The organism is Salininema proteolyticum, assembly GCF_042685645.1.
GTDB classification, from domain to species: domain Bacteria; phylum Actinomycetota; class Actinomycetes; order Mycobacteriales; family Micromonosporaceae; genus Salininema; species Salininema proteolyticum.
Genome location: NZ_JBHUNX010000001.1, coordinates 2,885,318 through 2,901,411 on the forward strand (window position 1 = coordinate 2,885,318; position 16,094 = coordinate 2,901,411).

The 16,094-nt window shown below is 68.4% G+C and carries 13 protein-coding genes and 1 tRNA gene; 7 read left to right on the forward strand and 7 right to left on the reverse strand.

Annotation, left to right across the window (positions count from 1 at the left end; genetic code table 11):
• Positions 1–317 precede the first annotated feature (317 nt).
• Positions 318–3,326, forward strand: a complete 3,009-nt coding sequence (locus ACFTE1_RS13395) for a SpaA isopeptide-forming pilin-related protein (RefSeq protein ID WP_380622468.1) — start codon at positions 318–320, stop codon at positions 3,324–3,326.
• 70 nt (positions 3,327–3,396) lie between these two features.
• Here the strand turns inward: ACFTE1_RS13395 and ACFTE1_RS13400 are convergent, their stop codons facing one another.
• From ACFTE1_RS13400 to ACFTE1_RS13425, 6 genes are all read right to left on the reverse strand, one after another.
• Positions 3,397–4,737, reverse strand: coding sequence for a hypothetical protein (locus tag ACFTE1_RS13400; RefSeq protein ID WP_380622466.1), 1,341 nt, complete (start codon positions 4,735–4,737; stop codon positions 3,397–3,399).
• Positions 4,738–4,759: 22 nt separating this feature from the next.
• Positions 4,760–5,437 carry a hypothetical protein gene (locus tag ACFTE1_RS13405; protein ID WP_380622464.1) on the reverse strand — a complete coding sequence of 226 codons (678 nt, stop codon included), beginning with the start codon at positions 5,435–5,437 and terminating at the stop codon, positions 4,760–4,762.
• 4 nt (positions 5,438–5,441) lie between these two features.
• Positions 5,442–6,482 (reverse strand): Dyp-type peroxidase, encoded by a 1,041-nt coding sequence (locus ACFTE1_RS13410; protein ID WP_380622462.1) that lies wholly within the window; start codon positions 6,480–6,482, stop codon positions 5,442–5,444.
• Positions 6,479–7,804, reverse strand: a complete 1,326-nt coding sequence (locus ACFTE1_RS13415) for a right-handed parallel beta-helix repeat-containing protein (RefSeq protein ID WP_380622460.1) — start codon at positions 7,802–7,804, stop codon at positions 6,479–6,481. The genes ACFTE1_RS13410 and ACFTE1_RS13415 overlap by 4 nt, the downstream gene beginning before the upstream one ends.
• 233 nt (positions 7,805–8,037) lie before the next feature.
• Positions 8,038–8,724 (reverse strand): GOLPH3/VPS74 family protein, encoded by a 687-nt coding sequence (locus ACFTE1_RS13420; protein WP_380622458.1) that lies wholly within the window; start codon positions 8,722–8,724, stop codon positions 8,038–8,040.
• A 101-nt stretch (positions 8,725–8,825) separates the two neighbouring features.
• A tRNA-Ile gene (locus ACFTE1_RS13425) sits at positions 8,826–8,902 on the reverse strand.
• A 157-nt stretch (positions 8,903–9,059) separates the two neighbouring features.
• Between ACFTE1_RS13425 and ACFTE1_RS13430 the strand changes: the two genes are divergently transcribed.
• A complete protein-coding gene (locus ACFTE1_RS13430) occupies positions 9,060–9,650 on the forward strand; it encodes a TIGR03086 family metal-binding protein (protein ID WP_380622456.1) in 591 nt (196 codons plus the stop codon).
• Between the two features lie 279 nt (positions 9,651–9,929).
• Positions 9,930–10,577 carry a CatB-related O-acetyltransferase gene (locus tag ACFTE1_RS13435; protein WP_380622454.1) on the forward strand — a complete coding sequence of 216 codons (648 nt, stop codon included), beginning with the start codon at positions 9,930–9,932 and terminating at the stop codon, positions 10,575–10,577.
• On the opposite strand, the gene ACFTE1_RS13440 is transcribed toward ACFTE1_RS13435, so the two are convergent.
• Complete coding sequence (locus ACFTE1_RS13440; RefSeq protein ID WP_380622452.1) at positions 10,574–11,359, reverse strand: bestrophin-like domain; 786 nt, start codon at positions 11,357–11,359, stop codon at positions 10,574–10,576. The two genes, ACFTE1_RS13435 and ACFTE1_RS13440, sit on opposite strands and share 4 nt — an antisense overlap.
• Positions 11,360–11,437: 78 nt before the next feature.
• Here ACFTE1_RS13440 and ACFTE1_RS13445 point away from each other — a divergent pair, with 78 nt between their 5' ends.
• From ACFTE1_RS13445 to mdlC, 4 genes are all read left to right on the forward strand, one after another.
• Positions 11,438–12,592, forward strand: coding sequence for a DUF6923 family protein (locus tag ACFTE1_RS13445; RefSeq protein ID WP_380622450.1), 1,155 nt, complete (start codon positions 11,438–11,440; stop codon positions 12,590–12,592).
• Between the two features lie 108 nt (positions 12,593–12,700).
• Positions 12,701–13,045: a hypothetical protein gene (locus ACFTE1_RS13450; RefSeq protein ID WP_380622448.1), complete on the forward strand. Its 345-nt coding sequence runs from the start codon at positions 12,701–12,703 to the stop codon at positions 13,043–13,045.
• Complete coding sequence (locus ACFTE1_RS13455) at positions 13,032–14,477, forward strand: alpha/beta fold hydrolase (protein ID WP_380622446.1); 1,446 nt, start codon at positions 13,032–13,034, stop codon at positions 14,475–14,477. Before ACFTE1_RS13450 ends, ACFTE1_RS13455 begins: the two co-directional genes overlap by 14 nt.
• 3 nt (positions 14,478–14,480) lie before the next feature.
• Positions 14,481–16,094, forward strand: coding sequence for a benzoylformate decarboxylase (gene mdlC / locus ACFTE1_RS13460; protein WP_380622444.1), 1,614 nt, complete (start codon positions 14,481–14,483; stop codon positions 16,092–16,094).

Consider the following 16,094-nt stretch of genomic DNA (forward strand, 5'->3'; position numbering starts at 1 on the left):
GCGGGGACGATTCTCGCAATAATTGTTCCCGCCTCGGTTATATAACCATTCCGGAATCATATGGCAATCCCGCAATTCCCCATCACAAAGATCCCCAATGGATTATTGATATCCGGCCCGCCATTTCGCCTGGGTGCAGCCCCGCCCTTGGCCCCTAAGGCAATACACAGGCCATAACCGACCGGTTATCGAAAGCGGTCGCCATTCTTCAATGCCGTGACGCGCGCGAAATATACGCGAGCCATGGCAATTCGCTCTGTTATTTTATCTGTATCCGATTGAACACTCATTGTAATGATGCGAAAGGATACTCATACATGACAGGGACCGATAGATTCGGCGCACCGCCGCACCGGCGGCGCCCCGCCGAACATCCCCCGAAGCGCCTCGGGCTGCGCGGAGCATGGCGCGCCGCGATCGCTCTGAGCGTCGCCGCGTCGGCGATCGCGGCGGTGCCCCAGCCTGCCGCGGCCGAGGCCGGAGACGGCACCGTGACCGTCCGCGTCGTCCGCGAGGTCAACGCGAACGGCGAATGGGACGGCGCTGCCCTCGAACCGGGCATGTCCGGAGTGACGGTGAACCTCACCGACGACGCCGGCAACACCATCTCCGGCACGACCGACGGCGAGGGACTGGCCTCGATCGACCCGTCCTCTTCGGACCTCACCGGAGGCCGGTACCGGGTCCAGGTGATCAACCCCGACCCGGACGTCCTCTACTCCGCCTTCGCCAACCACGACGGCATGAACGGCGGCGACACCTCGCTGTCCAGCACGGAATCCTTCGTCGACCTCTCCGGAGGAAACGACGCCTCGGTGGTCACGGCGTACTGGAACCCCGCGGACTACTGCCAAGAGAACGCCACCCTGGTGACGGCTTGCCTCACCAACGACGTGAACACGAGCAGGGGCGGCGACCGCACCCTCGTCAAGTTCCCCTACAACGCTCGCGGAAACAACGACCAGACCACCGACCTCTCCACCAAGTCGGAGACCGGTGCCTTGTACGGCATCGCGTACAGTCGGCAGAGCGGGCTGGTCTTCAGCGGCGCCCACGCCCACCGAGCCTCCGAGTACGGTCCTGGAGGTCCGGGCGCGATCTATGTGACCGACCCCGACACTGGCGACACTTCGGTATGGGCGACCGTCCCCAACGCCGGGACCACCGAACACGATCTCGACACGTGGATGGACCTCGGCTTCGCGTCCGTGGTGGCCAAGGAGTCCCTCGGCGACATCGAGGTCAGCGAAAACGGCCAGGACCTCTACGCGGTCAACCTCAATGACCGCAAGCTGTACCGGTACGACGCCACCCAGGACGCCGGCGGATCTCCCACGGCCGTCTACGACATACCGCAGCCGGACGTCCCCTGCCCCGACACCGGCGACTGGCGCCCCTACGGACTCGGCTTCCAGGACGGAGTCCTCTACGTGGGAGGCACCTGTTCCGGAGAGTCGACCCAGGACCGCGCGGACTTGCGGGCCGTGATCCGAACCTTCGACCCAGGTTCCGGTACGTTCGGGGAACAGGTCATGGACCAGCCTCTGGATTTCGACCGCGCCATCAGCGACACGCTGTCCGGCCCTTGCCAGGGCACCAACTGGTATCCCTGGACCGACGACCTCGCCGTGTCCAATGACGACGGAGTCACCTGCGCCGGCCGCCGCTCCTACCCCACTCCGATCCTCGGGGACATCGTCGTAGACACCGACGGAGCGCTCATCGTCAGCTTCCGCGACCGGTACACCGACCAACTCGGCTTCGGCCAGCACGACTACGAAGGTTCTCCTGCCGCCGGCCGCGACCCGGCTTCCGGCGGAGCGCTCTACCGTGCATGCGCCGACGGCGACATGTACACTCTCGACGCCAACGGCGGCTGCGGCGGCGCCGGAGAATACTACTACCAGACCCGCAATGCCGCCCACAACAACGCCCTGTTCTCCGGCATCGCCCTGTCAAAGGTCGAAACGACGATTGCGAGCTCGAGCATCGACCCGATCGGCCCCGGCTGGACCGGCGGCACCGCTTTCGTCAACCGCGACGGGAGCAACGACGGCTTCGTTGGCAACCAGTTGACGAACTCTTTCGGCAAGGGTGGATCCATGGCCGACCTCGAAGTTCTCTGTGACGAGGCGCCGATCCAGATCGGCAACTACGTCTGGTACGACGTGGACAAGGACGGCGTCCAGGACCCGGGCGAGGACCCGGTGCCCGGGGCGACGGTCAACCTGTACGACGCCGACGACAACGTGGTCGGCACGACCACGACGTCCGACCTCGGCGAGTACTACTTCGACGACTCGAACGTCCCCGGCGGCCTCCAGTTCCGCACCGACTACACGATCCGGATCGACAACCCCGCCGACTACGAGGAGGGCGGGCCGCTCTACCGCTGGGTCGTCACCCAGAACGACGCGGGCGACAACGACTTCATCGACTCCGACGGCATCGCGCCCGACGGAAGCCGCTACCCGGAGCACTCCATTACCACCGGCAGCGCCGGACAGGACAACCACACCTACGACTTCGGCTACCACCAGCCCAAGGGCGAGGTCCGGGTCGTCAAGACCGACACCGACAAAGAGAAGCTGGCCGGCGCCGAGTTCCAGCTGTGGCAGGACACCAACGGCACCGAGGGCCTGCAGATGGACGGCGACGACGCCGACACCGCGGTCGGCGACGTCTGCACCACCGACGGCGAAGGCCTCTGCTCCGCCACCGTGGAGTGGGGCACATACTGGTGGGAGGAGACCAAGGCTCCCGACGACCACCGGAAGCCCGACCCCGACCAGTTCGGGCCCATGGTGATCGACTTCGACAGCTATGAGGACGGCGTGACCGTCACCGCCGTCAACGAGCCCATCCTCGGCAAGCTGACCCTCCTCAAACTCGACGACGGGGACAGCGCCCTGCCCGGGGCCGAGTTCACTCTCTGGCGCGAGAGCAACGGCGAGCCCGGTCTGCAGAGGGACGGCGACGTCCCGGTCGACAAGGGCTGCACCACCGACTCCGACGGCCGCTGCGACTACGACGGCCTGCGACTCGGCGAGTACTACCTGGAGGAGACCGCCGCTCCCCACGGGTACCGCCTGCCGGACAACCCGGTGAGCGGACCGCACGAGGTGACCGCCGACCACGAGGAGGAGCCGCTGGAGGTCACCGTCTCCAACGAGCCCGAGCCGCCGCTGCCGCAGACCTCGGGGTCCTCTTTCGCCCCCGTCTTCTGGGGCTGGGTCGGCTTCGCCCTCGCCGTGGCGGGAGCCATGGCCCTGCTCGTGATCCGCATAAAGAAGCGGTCGCGCGAGGACTCGCCCAGCGAGGTTTAAGCAAAGAGGGAACTGATCACACGGGGCCGGGCGGGAGACCGCCCGGCCCTTCTCCGTTGAGGCTCCGCTCTCACCCGAAATAGATCGCAGTGGCCGCCAGCAGGGCGCCGGTCAGGACGGGCCAGTACAGCAGCGAGGGAAGCAGGTTGTCACGCCATTCCAGGACCGACAGGTGCAGACGGGCGTACAGAACGGCATTGAGCGCGGCCGCCATCGTCATCGTGTAGATGACGAACGGGAACACCTCCAGATAGGTCACGCCCGGACCTGGCGAGGCGGAGATGATGTCGTTGTGCCGCACGACGATGACAATGAGCGCCGTCATGGAGACGGCGATCGTCGAGAGGGTGCTGAACCCCAGGGCGGCCCGGCGGTCGTCCTGCTTGGTCGTGACCATCATGGTGGCGAACATGAACACCGACACCGCCGCCAGGGGAACCAGGGTGGACCCGAACTGGTTGGAGAGGTCGCGCGCCACCACGATGTTGTAGTGCAGCTGGGGCCATTCCCCCGGCCGGTTGTAGAGCCCGTTGCCGAAGGTCGTGAACCAGTTCCGGTCGTGGTAGCTGAAGACCGTCTCCGAGACGGTCCACTCGTCGAGTTCGATGTACTTCGCCAGGCCCAACCCGTTCTCGCGTTCCCACACCGGGTAGGAGTAGAAGTCCGGCACCAGGAGTATGTCATCGCGGTGCTCGGCGTGCTGAAGCGGAATCCAGATGGTCTGCCTGTCGAGCGGGAAATGGCGGAAGTCCGTACGCTCGCGCAGATTCAGCTCGAACGACCAGGTGATCGTCTCGCCGCCGTCGGACGTGTCCTCCCGGTGGTCCTCTTCGAGCACGCTGGAGATCGCGTCGGACCGGAAGGCGAACTGCTTCTTCGCGTCGGCCGGGAAGTCGGCGGGATAGTGCTGCCACACGGTGCCGCTGACGGTCACGTTGTAGCGCGAGTCGTAGTCCAGGGTCCGCACGTAGATGCCCGTCGGCACCTTCACGTAACCGTCCGTCCTACCCGTCTCGCGCTCCACCAGCGCGTCGATCCCCGTCGGCGCCTCGACGGGCACGCCGAAGTCGCCTGACGCCGAGCCCCTGTTCAAGGCTATGCCCCAGATGGAGACCATCGCCAGGACCGCCAGGGCGCTGAAGGCCGCCACCGACGTCCACGCCCTCGTCTCCGGGCCGTTCCAGGGCTTGATCAGGAGGTTGAGGAGGCAGTAGACGGCCATGGAGGACAGGGTAACCAGCCAGACGGCCGTGATTCCGTCATCGGCCCTGTGCGGTTCCCCGACGTCGTCCACCATGATCACGGCCAGGAAACCCGTGGCGAAGACCAGGACCGTCGCGGCCACCGCGTTGCCCCTTTTGACTCTCGCGCGGCCCTCGGGCAGCAGGAGCCGTTCTTCCCTTTCGCTCATCCGACGCCTCCTGCGGTTCCGTTCACGCGTCCTCTGGGAAGGAGACGACCGCAGGGGTGTTGAGGCCCTTGAACTCCATCTCCGCCTTCTTCATCCTGCCCTCCTCCGAGATCCAGTAGCTCAACGGCGAGATCTCCGAGTCGTCCGCGTCGGAGGGGCGCGGGCCGGAGTACACGTCGCAGGCGACGCCGTCGACCGTCTCGGTGCGGAGCCTGCGGGCGCCTCCCGAGATGATCAGCTGGGCGTTGTCGGGGCGGTCGTCGCCCAGGCCCAGAGCCAGGCCCGCGGCGCGGTCGAAGAGCTCCTTCCCCATCGGCCTGCGCGTCCACTCCCCAGGCAGCGACCCCGCCCCGGGGTCGATCTGCTCGGGGACGGCCCCCTCCGCGAAGGCCACCACCTGGTCGGTCCAGACGACCATGCCGTGGCGGCCGGCGCCGTCGGTGAAGGACCCCACGGCCTTCCGCTCCTTGTAGTCCACAACGGCTTCCACGGTGGTCCCGTCCGGAACCCGGAGCTCTATCGACACCGGGCTGTCCGTCCAGGCCTTATAACGGGCGAGGGCCAGGAGCGAGGCCTCCTCGGCGCTCACCGGGCGACCGGGCATCGGCGACTCGTCCGCGCCTTCCGTGCAGGAGGCCGCGAGGACGAGGACGATCAGGGCGAGAATCGCTCCGGGCAGCTTTATCGTTCTACGGCGCACCTGATCACCGCCTCTCCAGGACGGCCGGCACGGTCGTTCGGCCCGCGTCGTCCGTCGGCAGCATGAGGAAGCTCCCCGACGCCGTGGCCGTGGTGTATTCCATCATCGCGTCTCCTTTGTCCATGCGGCGCTGGGTGGCGGTGAACGTCCGCAGCGAGTTCTGGAAGCTGATGAACAGCAGGCCCCGGTCCTCGGGCCCGTTGTCGTAGCCGTAGCCGCGGCGCAGCATGCGTCCGGCTCCCGCCGCCAGCGGATGCGACCGGCGGACGTGCGACAGGGCGGGGATCTCGTACTCGCCGTCGGGCCGTTTGGCGGCCAGGTCTATGTCCGCTCCCGACAGTGGCCTGCCGTCGTGCCTCCGCCGTCCCACGGCCCTCTCCTGCTCTTCCACCGGCAGCTCGTTCCAGCGCCGCAGGTCGATGCGCAGCCGGCGCACGACCGCGATGGTCGTTCCGGCCAGTCCGCCGGGTTCGGAGATCCAGACGTCGTCGTCCAGTTCCTCCCGCGACTCGGGGTTCTCCGTGCCGTCGTGGAAGCCCATGAGGTTGCGCGGCGAGGAGAACCCCCGTTGCGTCCACGCCGGTTCGACGTCCAAGGCCTCGGCGAAGGCCGACACGGCCATTGCCGGCAGAACGGCGTCGTCGGCTCCGGCCAGGAGAAGCGCGTCCCCGTCCCTCGTCTCCGGGGACAGGTCTTCCCGGGTGAACTCCGGCAGACGCTCTGCACCGGGCAGCCGGTCGTCGACAGCGGCCACCGGGCGGGGGCCGAGGCCCGTGCTCAGGCTGAGCCCGCTCGCGTCGAATCCGTCCCGTTCGAAGGACTCCCCGACCGCTGCGGCGGCGGCCGCCACCGCTTCGGCGCCGATTCCCCCTCCTCGGAAGACCGCCGCCACCAGGTGGCGGGGCCGGTCGTACAGGGGCGGCCCCGGCACCGTCTCCGGTTCGGCCTCCCCTTCCGTGCATCCGGCCAGCACCGCGGACATGCCGGACGCGAGCACCGTGCGCCGCGACAGCCGCATTCCACCCAGGGCGGGGGCTTCCGTCATCGCTCCCTCCCAGTCGGCAGGGCGATGGAGTCGATGACGTCGCGGCCGGGCATCTCCACGGCCGGTCCCCGGTCGAGGGTCTCGACGTCCTCCATCCCGTCTTTGGGTCCCGGCAGCGGGCTTTCGAAGAACGGCAGTCCCGGCGGCGCCTCGTCCCGGTCCAGTTCCGTGCTCGGCTGCACCGCTCCGCCGCAGCCGTCGGCCTCGGCCAGGCTCTCGGGCGCAATGCTCGTGAAGAGGTTGCCCTCCAGACAGTTCCCCTTCGCCGGGGCCCGTTTCGACGACACGTTGGCCAGATCGACGCCGTTGCCGGCGAACTCGTTGCCGCGCACGCCGTTGCCCTCCGCGGGAAGGTCCTCCGACTCGGCGAGGAGGAGTCCCGCCGTCTCGTTCCCGGAGACCAGGTTGCGTTCTATCCGGTTGTTCGTGGCGCCCGCGAGTCCGATGCCTATGCCGAAGGCCCCTTCGGCGTGGACGGGCGACTCCTCGTCGTTGTTGTCGCTGATCCGGTTTCCGATGACGACCGAGTCCGACTGCGGGACGAGCGCCTCCTTGTAGTCGGAGGTGATGGTCATTCCCACCCGGTTGCCGCTGAAGTCGTTGCCGACGACGTACATCTCGCCCGAGGCGTTGGCGTTCTCGAAGCCCACCGCGTTGTGTTCGGCCTTATTGCCCCGCACCAGGGTCCTGCAGGGGTTGCACTGTCCCACGTAGATGCCGGAGTCCGCGCCGCCCGAGGCGTAGTTGTCCTCGATGAGCCCGGTCGTGGCGTGGAAGGCGTAGATGCCGTACAGGCCGTTGCGGACCGCCGTGACGTGCCGGACCCGGAAGTTCTCGACCGGGGGTGTGGTCTCGGGGTCGAGCGTCGTGTAGCCGGTGCTGCCCCGGCCCAGTCCGGTACCGTCCTCGCCGGTCATTCCCGTGACCAGGACGCCGTTCAGGAGGTGCCCCCGCACCGTCAGGTTCTCCACCGCTACGTCGTCCGCGGTGACCACTATGCCGTCGCCGCGTTCGCCTTTCCCGTCGACGACCACGGCGTCCCGGTCCTCGCCGCGCAGGGTGATACCCGGCGTGTCGACCTGGATCGTCTGCTCGTAGACGCCGGCCTCGAGCAGGATGACGTCTCCTGGTCCGGCTTCGGACAGGGCCTCGTCGACATCGCCGACGCCCACCCGGACGAGCTCCGGTTCGTGGGGAGCCGCCTCGTCCGAGCCGCATCCCGCGAGCGCCAACCCGAGGATGAGCACCGTGGCGGCGGCGCTCAGGCGGGGGCGGTTCCGGACAGGCCCGTCCGCGGCCCGAACAGCTTTGAGGAATTCCATCCCCTCAAACTAGGCAACGGGCCTCCTCGGGGGCGGTATTTCCCGCCGTCCTCCATCACCGTCGTCACCGGCCCGGTCGATTCACTATCCTCATAGGACATTCGATGCCCAGGTGTCCGGCTCCGCGGAGCGGCCGGTTTGCTGACCGACTGGCTATATAGCCATTCCGGCACATATCGGCGGCGCGGCGCCGATCAGGCGAGACTCCGGCGGAACCGTCCCGGCCCGGCGGGTCAACTCGACGAGACGGCCCCGGCCGTCACCGCCGCGAAGAGCGCGGCGTCGACCGCCGCCAGCGCGTCCTTGAAGGACCCGTTGAGCGGTGCGTTTTCGCTGATCTCCTTCGCCCGCGCCTTCATGTCCTTTTTCTTCGCATCGGGGAAGAGACGGGGCAGGGCACCGACCGCGTTGAGGATCGATACGAGCACCGCTGTGCGGTCGTCCGGGTCCGCGCCGTGGAACAGCGAGTCCTCTATCCGGGACACCACCGGTGACTCCAGGTCGTTGGTTCCGGGCAGGTGCTTGCGGGTCGTGAACAGCCCCAGGACCTTGCCCTCCCTCTCGGTCAGGACTCTCTGCTCCACCAGGCGGTCGAAGAGGGACTCTCTGAGCGCCTTGGCCCGGCCCTTCCAGTCCGACGCTCCTCCGATCCGGTGCAGCGCGTGCACCGGTTTGCGGTCGTGGACGACCTCCACGAGATCCCTCAGCAGCGGGTCATCGGGCAGGACCTCGGTCTTGACCAGGCGGCCCGCCTTGTACCGCGCGTCGCCCTTGGCCGTCATGCGCAAGGAGCCCTGGAGGACGAGTTCGATGACCGCCGCCGCGCCCAGGGCCGTAATGACTTTGGATTCCTCGACGAGGGGCTTCCCGGATTCGTCGTCGGTCAGGAGGAGCAGGGTCTCTTCGGGGAGGTTCGCCATCGGGGGCCTCTTTCCGGTCGGCGGTGTGCGTACCCAGCATACCGAGGAGGGAATGAGGAGCAGACAACCCCGGACGGCGCCGGAGGGAAGGGCTTTGGCATTGGTGGGGCAGGCAGGACTTGAACCCGCGACCAAGGGATTATGAGTCCCCTGCTCTAACCAGCTGAGCTACTGCCCCTCGCGGAACATTATGGCATATGGCCCGGACCGCTTCCTCCGGACCTACCGGCATTTTCGCCCGTCCCACCGCGCGGCGGGCGCCGCGGGGAACCGATGAGTCCCGCCCTCGGAGGTCGTCAACACCGGTACAGTCCCTGACGAGGAGGAGACCACATATGAACAAGCCCGCGATGGATTTCAAGCCCGTGACCGACGGAGTGACCGCCTTGCTGCCCGGCATCGACGACTCCCGCATGTCCGACCGGACTCCGTGCGAGGAGTTCACCCTGGGAGCGGTGATCAACCACATGCTCGGGTTGACGTGGGTGTTCGCCGACGCGGCTAATAAGGTGCGCGGACCGCACACGGACTCTCCGCCGACCGCGCCGCCGTCGGCGCCGGAGGCGGAGTGGCGGACCGTCCTGCCGATCCGCTTGGACGCCCTGGCCCAAGCGTGGGCCGCCCCGGAGGCGTGGGAAGGCGAGGCCACGGCGGGCGGAGTCACCATGCCCGCCGAGATCATGGGCCTGGTCGCCCTGAACGAGGTCACCGTGCACGGCTGGGACCTGGCACGCGCCACCGGCCAGGAATACGAGCTGGACCCGGAGATCGTGAAGACTCTGACGGAGTTCGTCGCCCAGGACGCCGACGACCAGGCCGCCCGGGAGGGAATCTTCGGCCCCGCCGTCAGGGTGCCGGAGGACGCTCCGCCACTGGACCGCCTGATCGGTCTGACCGGCCGCGACCCTGAGTGGAGCCGTTCCTAGGCGGTCGCCCGTTCGGGGAGCGGCGCCGCCCGCAATACGCGGCCCTTTTTCAGTGGCGGAATCGTCGAGCGCATTGACCGGTCGGGTCGTGGAACGAGGGCCTCTGGGATGTCGTCATGCCCTGGGTTCGGAGCAGCTACGGCACACATAGACGCAACTCCGCAATCGCCGGAACCAGCGAGACATTCGGCGAATCGGGCATGACGCAGACCACGGTGAAAATCACGGGCCGAGTCGGCGGCCCGGTGGCATACTGATGGCCGCACAGAAGGAGACACCGTGACTGCAAGTATTCCCGACCCTGGAAACCTCTACCCGCTCAAGGACTTCGACCGGGTGGTCTTCCTCAAGCCACTGATCCGCGGCGAGAAGATCACCGTGGGAGACTACACCTACTACGACGATCCCGAACGGGCCGCGCAGTTCGAGGAGAAGAACGTCCTCTACTCCTACGGCCCGGAGAAGCTCGTCATCGGAAAGTACTGCGCCCTAGCCACGGGGACGCGGTTCATCATGGCCGGCGCCGAACACCCGAGCCATGGCGTCTCGACGTTCCCGTTCACGATCTTCGGCGGCCGCTGGGCCGAGGACACCCTGGACCTGCTGGAGGGCACCGCCAGCAAGGGCGACACGGTGGTGGGCAACGACGTCTGGTTCGGCTACGACTCCCTCGTCATGCCCGGAGTGACGATCGGCGACGGAGCGGTCATCGCCACCGGCTCGGTGGTGACGAAGGACGTCGAGCCCTACACGATCGTCGGGGGCAACCCGGCCAAGCCGATCCGCAAGCGCTTCTCCGACGAGGACATCGAGCGGATGCTGAAGGCGGCCTGGTGGGACTGGCCGGTCGAGAAGGTGACCGAGCACGTCCGCACCATCATGGGCGGAACGCCGGCGGAGATCGAGGAGATCGCCGCGGGGCTCTAGTCGCCCGACAGCTCTCGGTCGATCGCGTCGAAGCGCACCACCGCCGTCTCGTACGGTTCGGCCGAGATGCTGACTCCCCTGGTGAAGGGCAGTTCCAGCTGGTAGATGCCGAACACCAGCAGCGCCATCATCGCCGAGACGGCCGAGACCATGAAGTACTGGTACCGGTGCGACGGGGGTTTGAGGGCCAGCAGCACTGCCACGACCAGGAACAGGCCGATGATGAGCAGTGTCCACATGGCACCGGTCAGGCCGCGCACCGACTGGTCGAGGCGCTGCATTCTCGCTTCGGAAACGCTGCGCAGCTGGGACTGGAAGTCCTCGATGCGGGCCTGCTCGGCCTCGCCCTCCTCTTCGGCGTAGGCGGCGATCGGGTCGCGCATCTGGTCGATCAGGAGCCAACCCCGATTGGTCACGTCGTCCTGTTCGGACATGGCCTCCCATTCCTCGTTGATCACCTCGTCCGTGTAGGCCCGCACGGTCTCCCGCACCTCGTCCGACTGCTCGGTCGGGAAGGTGTAGGCGCTCCAGTAGACCTCGACGAGGGAGTCGGCCTCGTCGTAGGTGGTGTGCCGCGCGTGGTTCCAGTCCTCCCAGGAGGTGATGAGGACGAAGGCCAGCACAATGGCATAGAGGACGGTGATCACCTCGAACAGAGACGTGGACACGCCGGTCTCGTCGTCGGACTGCAACTCGGCGCCGTAGCGCTGCATGGTCCAGACGACGATGGACGCGAAACAGACGGCGAGCACGACGACGCCGAACCCCTGCAACCACAACACGGCAATTCCCCCATACGACGCAGACGGACACGAATGTGCTTAGATGGTACCCATCCGAAGAGTCAGAGGGGGTTCACTGTGCGTGGTGCGGTGCGGCGTTTCGTGGCGGCGGCCGGTCTGGGAACCCTCGTGCTGCTGCCGATGGCCGCCGTGGCGCAACAGGATCCGGACGAGGCCTGCCCGGGCGGAGTGCTCTACACCTGGGCCGATCCCGAACGGCGCCAGTATGCTCTGTACACGGTGGACGGCGAGCCGGAGAAGGTCGCCGACCTCCCCGAGAGGATCAACGCGGTCGGCTGGTCGGTGGAGGACCGGGCCCTGTACGGTCTCGCGGGGATGGAACCCCGGCTCATCCGGGTGAGCCCGGAGGGAGAATGGACCGACCTCGGCCCCCTGGAGAATGAGGGGTACCCGGGACTGCGGGGCGCCTTCGCCGCGGACTTCGCCGACGAGAGACTCCTGGCCGTCACGAAAGGCCATGTCGTGTCGGTCGATCCGGTCGAAGCGGCCGTGACGGACGCGGTGGAGCTGTCCGAACCCGTCGCGGTCGGCGACGTGGCCCTCTGGGAGGAGGCCCTCTGGGGCGTCGACCCGTCCGAGGGCGAGCTCGTCGGCATCGACCCTGAGACCGGGGAGGTCACCCGTACCGAGCTGCCGGGACTGCCCGACCGGGGAACGGCCGGAGCGGTAGCGGCGGTCGACGGGGCGCTGCGGTTCGTGGTGCACGATGTGGACGGTCGCGCTGTGTTCTTTGAGACCGACGGGAACACGGTGAGCACGGTGGGCGACACCGACGTCATCACCTCTTCCGACGCCGCCTTCTGCGCGGCCGAGCCCGAACCCGACCCGAGCCCCTCGCCGAGCGCGACCCCGAGCGAGTCGCCGAGCGAATCGCCCAGTCCCCCACCGAGTCCGACCCCGAGCGCTTCCCCTTCGGAGAGTCCGACGCTCGGCGCCGCCCCTTCGCCTGAGGCTCCCTCTCCCGTGATCCCCCCTCCCGCTCCGCAGCCGGTCGCACCTCCCCCGGCGCCCGGTCCTCCGGACCCCGAAGAGCCGCCCTCCCTGCGGCCGGTGCCGCCCATGCCCCCGCGGTACGAGGTGGACCTGGCCGTGGGCGATCCCGAGCCGGAGCCGGAAGAGAATGACACCCTTCGCACGCGGTTCCTCGTCACGGGGCTCATCGCCTTCGCCGTTCTGGGAGGTAGCGCCGCCACCGCCCGACGGGCCAGGTGAGAACTTTTCAGTACTGAGGGGTAGCGACCGGGCACGGGGCTAGCATCGCCCTGAATCACGACGACCGTCCCCAAGCCCGTCCGCGACGGGCTCCACTGGAGGTGCTCCGTGCCCGAGACCATCACGCCCACAGAGATATCCGCGCTAGCCGGCTCGATCCGCATGGAGGCCGACGACATGTGGACCCGCGCCGACGAGGTCAACCGGCTGGCGGCGACGGTAGAGGCCCCGGGGACCTGGAACCCCGACGCGCGGGACAGCATTCGCCGCGCCGAGCGGGTCGCCTACGAACTCGACCAGCTCGCCGCGTCGGTCCAGTACACCGCCGACAAACTGTCCCACCGCTACGCGCAGGCGCGCCGCCCGTTTCCGTGGGCCGCGGCGGCCGGAGCGGGGATCGCCGCCGCGACCGCGGTCTGGTTCGGACTGAGGAGCCGTCGTGCGAGAACCTGACCTTGACCTGGCCGAACAGGAGATGGTGGCCGAAGGCTGCCCGAACGCGCAGGATTCGTCCTTTGCCAAAGGGCAGCACCTGAGCCGCAGCGCCACGGGAAGGTCCGCCGCGTGGTCGGCCGCCTCCCGGCAGCTGGCCGCCACCGCCGAGCAGATCGCGGACACGTCCAAACGACTCAACTCCCTTCTGGCCGAACCGCGCGTGCGCAGGGCGATGCGCGTCGCACCCGGCCCCACGTCGCGATTCGCCGCCGCGCTGAGCCGGATCCTGGTGGGCAAGAGCCGCCTCGGCTGCGTTCCGCACGGAGGCCGGTTCGCCAGGACCCTGGCGGCCGCCTCGGCGGTCACGGGCCGGAACTCACTGGCCTCGCATGTCGCGGCCCTCGCGTTGCGGCTGCGGATATTCGCCGTCGCCGAGATGCACCCGGAGCTGTACGAGGACCCGCAGATGACCTCCATGATCGCCGCGCTCTCCGCCGGAAAGCAGTTGGAGGCGCTGCAGATCTTCCGCTCCATCAAGGCCGAGCGCGGCACGGCCGGGGCCATGTCGGACCTGGCGCCGGTGTTCACCGAGCTGACGGCGCTGCTGGCCATGCTCGACAACAACCCCTTCAACGACGCCGTGGCCTGGTCGTTCACGACCGGCAACGCGCCCAAGGGGGAACCGCTGCTGGGCGTGTCCACCGACTGGATCGCGGGCTTCGAGCGGGGCGAGGGCAAGGCCGTCCAGGTCGACCTGGACGACGACGTCAAGTCGCGCCTCCACCCGGAGTTCGGCGTCGAGGCCCGCATCCGCGACATAGGCGAGGTCCGCGAGTGGGGCTACGTCCTGGTCCAGCACATCGACTGCGAGGACGGGAAGCGCCGGTACGTCTTCCAACTGCCGGGAATGACCGCCGACGAGGTGTCCGGCGGGTCCACCCAGGACCTCCTGGGCGCCATCCGAAACTGCCAGTTTCCGGACTCGACCTACACCCGGGCGCTGAAGAAGACCGTCGCCGCACAGGAGATACCGGAGGGGGCGGAGATCGCCCTGATAGGACACAGCCAGGGGGGACTGGTCGCCATGAACCTGGCGGAGGACGAGGACTTCACCTCGCGCTTCACCGTCACCCACGTGGTCGCCGTGGGGTCTCCGGTGGACACCAAGGACCCGGACCCGTCGGTCTGGTGCGCCTCGGTGACCAACCAGCACGACCTCGTGCCGTCGCTGGACGGCCGCGGCCCCGGCAGCCCGTTCAACCCGCACCCGGAGTGGTACGAGGTGGACTTCGCCGACCCGAGCCACGGCTTCCCGGCCTGCCACCACGCCTTCAAATACGCCGACAACCTCCGCGACGACGTCCCGTTCGCGGCGGCCCGCATCGACGGGGAGATGGCCCGCTACCGGGGCCGGATCGCCCGGACGACCGCCTGGATCCTGGAGGACTGAACGATGGCCGAGATGACAGTCCGACAAGCCTGCTTCGAGGTGCTGCGCGCCTTCGGGATCGACCGGGTGTTCGGCAATCCGGGGTCGACCGAGCTCTCCTTCCTGCGGGAGTTCCCAGAGGACTTCGAGTACGTCCTGGGACTGCAGGAGGCGGTCGTGGTCGGCATGGCCGACGCGCACGCGGCCCTGACCCGCCGTCCCTCGGTCGTCAGCCTGCACACCGCCGCCGGAGTGGGAAACGCCATGGGCGCCTTGACCAACGCCCGCGACAACAAGACGCCCATTCTGGTGGTGGCGGGGCAGCAGCACCGCGAGATGCTCGTGGCCGAACCCATGCTGGCCAACCCCGACGCGACGCTCCTGCCGCGCCCGTCGGTGAAGTGGTCGCACGAGTCAGCCCGGGCGCAGGACGTTCCGACGGACTTCGCCAAGGCCCTGACGGCCGCGATGACGCCTCCTTTCGGACCGGTCTTCCTGTCCACGCCCATGGACGACTTCGACGCCGTCCTGGGCGGGGACGACCTCGCGCGCCTGGACTCCGTCCTCGCGAGGAGGGCCGACCTGCGCCCGGTCGTGGCCGAGGACCGCCTCGACGCGATCGCCGAACGCCTGGACTCGGCCCGGAATCCAGCGCTGGTCTTCGGCGGCGAGGTCGACTGGGACGAGTCGGTCTCCGCCGCCGTGCGCCTGGCCGAGGCCACCGGAGCGCCCGTCTGGTCGGCCCCGGTGGAGGGCCGCCTGTGCTTTCCGAACGACCATCCGCTCTACCGGGGAGCGCTCGAACCGGCCACCGGGCTCATAGCCGAGACCCTGTCGCCCCACGACCTCGTCCTGGTCGCGGGCGCGCCGGTGTTCAAGTACTACCCCTACGTCCCCGGGCCCTGGCTGGCCCCGGCGACCGACCTGCTCCACCTGACGTCCTCGCCGCGGGAGGCGGCCACGGCGGTCGCCGGCTCCTCCTGGGTCGGACACGTCGGGCAGGCCCTCGAGTCGCTGTCCAAAAAGGTCCAGACCCACCGCGAAGAGCCCGAGCCGAGGCCGGGCCCGCAGAGGTCGGAACCGGCCGACCCCCTCCTGCCCGAGACGGTGTTCGCCACGGTCGCCCCGCTGGCGCCGGACGACGCCGTGTGGGTCAACGAGTCGCCGTCGAACAACCCGCAGTTCCTCGACCAGGTGCGGCTGAGCCGGCCCTCCTCGTTCTTCACTGCGGCCGGCGGAGGCCTCGGCTACGGCATGGCCGCCGCCGTGGGCGCGTCCCTGGCCGCGCCGAGCCGCAAGGTCGTCGCCGTCATTGGCGACGGATCGGCGCAGTACGCCGTCCCGGCCTTCTGGACGGCACGGCAGTGGGACGCCGACGTGGTGTTCCTGGTGCTGCGCAACGAGGAGTACGCGATCCTCAAGTGGTTCGCGCAGTTCGAGGAGACCCCGGCCGTGCCGGGCCTGGACGTGGGCGGCCTGGACATCGCCGCGATCGCCTCGGGCTACGGGATACCGGCGGTCACGGCCCGGTCGGCCGACGAGGTGGCCGAGGCGTTCTCCGAGGCGGTCGGCGCGTCCGGACCGTCCCTGATCGAAGTTCCCATCACGACAGTGTTCCCGACCCTGGGAGGCCAGTGA

What these genes read in the sequence shown, in the direction of transcription:
- ACFTE1_RS13395 (WP_380622468.1), top strand. Translation starts at nt 318, where the DNA reads ATGACAGGGACCGATAGATTCGGCGCACCGCCGCACCGGCGGCGCCCC.
- ACFTE1_RS13415 (WP_380622460.1), bottom strand. Translation starts at nt 7,804, where the DNA reads ATGGAATTCCTCAAAGCTGTTCGGGCCGCGGACGGGCCTGTCCGGAAC.
- ACFTE1_RS13420 (WP_380622458.1), bottom strand. Translation starts at nt 8,724, where the DNA reads ATGGCGAACCTCCCCGAAGAGACCCTGCTCCTCCTGACCGACGACGAA.
- ACFTE1_RS13410 (WP_380622462.1), bottom strand. Translation starts at nt 6,482, where the DNA reads ATGACGGAAGCCCCCGCCCTGGGTGGAATGCGGCTGTCGCGGCGCACG.
- mdlC (WP_380622444.1), top strand. Translation starts at nt 14,481, where the DNA reads ATGGCCGAGATGACAGTCCGACAAGCCTGCTTCGAGGTGCTGCGCGCC.
- ACFTE1_RS13400 (WP_380622466.1), bottom strand. Translation starts at nt 4,737, where the DNA reads ATGAGCGAAAGGGAAGAACGGCTCCTGCTGCCCGAGGGCCGCGCGAGA.
- ACFTE1_RS13430 (WP_380622456.1), top strand. Translation starts at nt 9,060, where the DNA reads ATGAACAAGCCCGCGATGGATTTCAAGCCCGTGACCGACGGAGTGACC.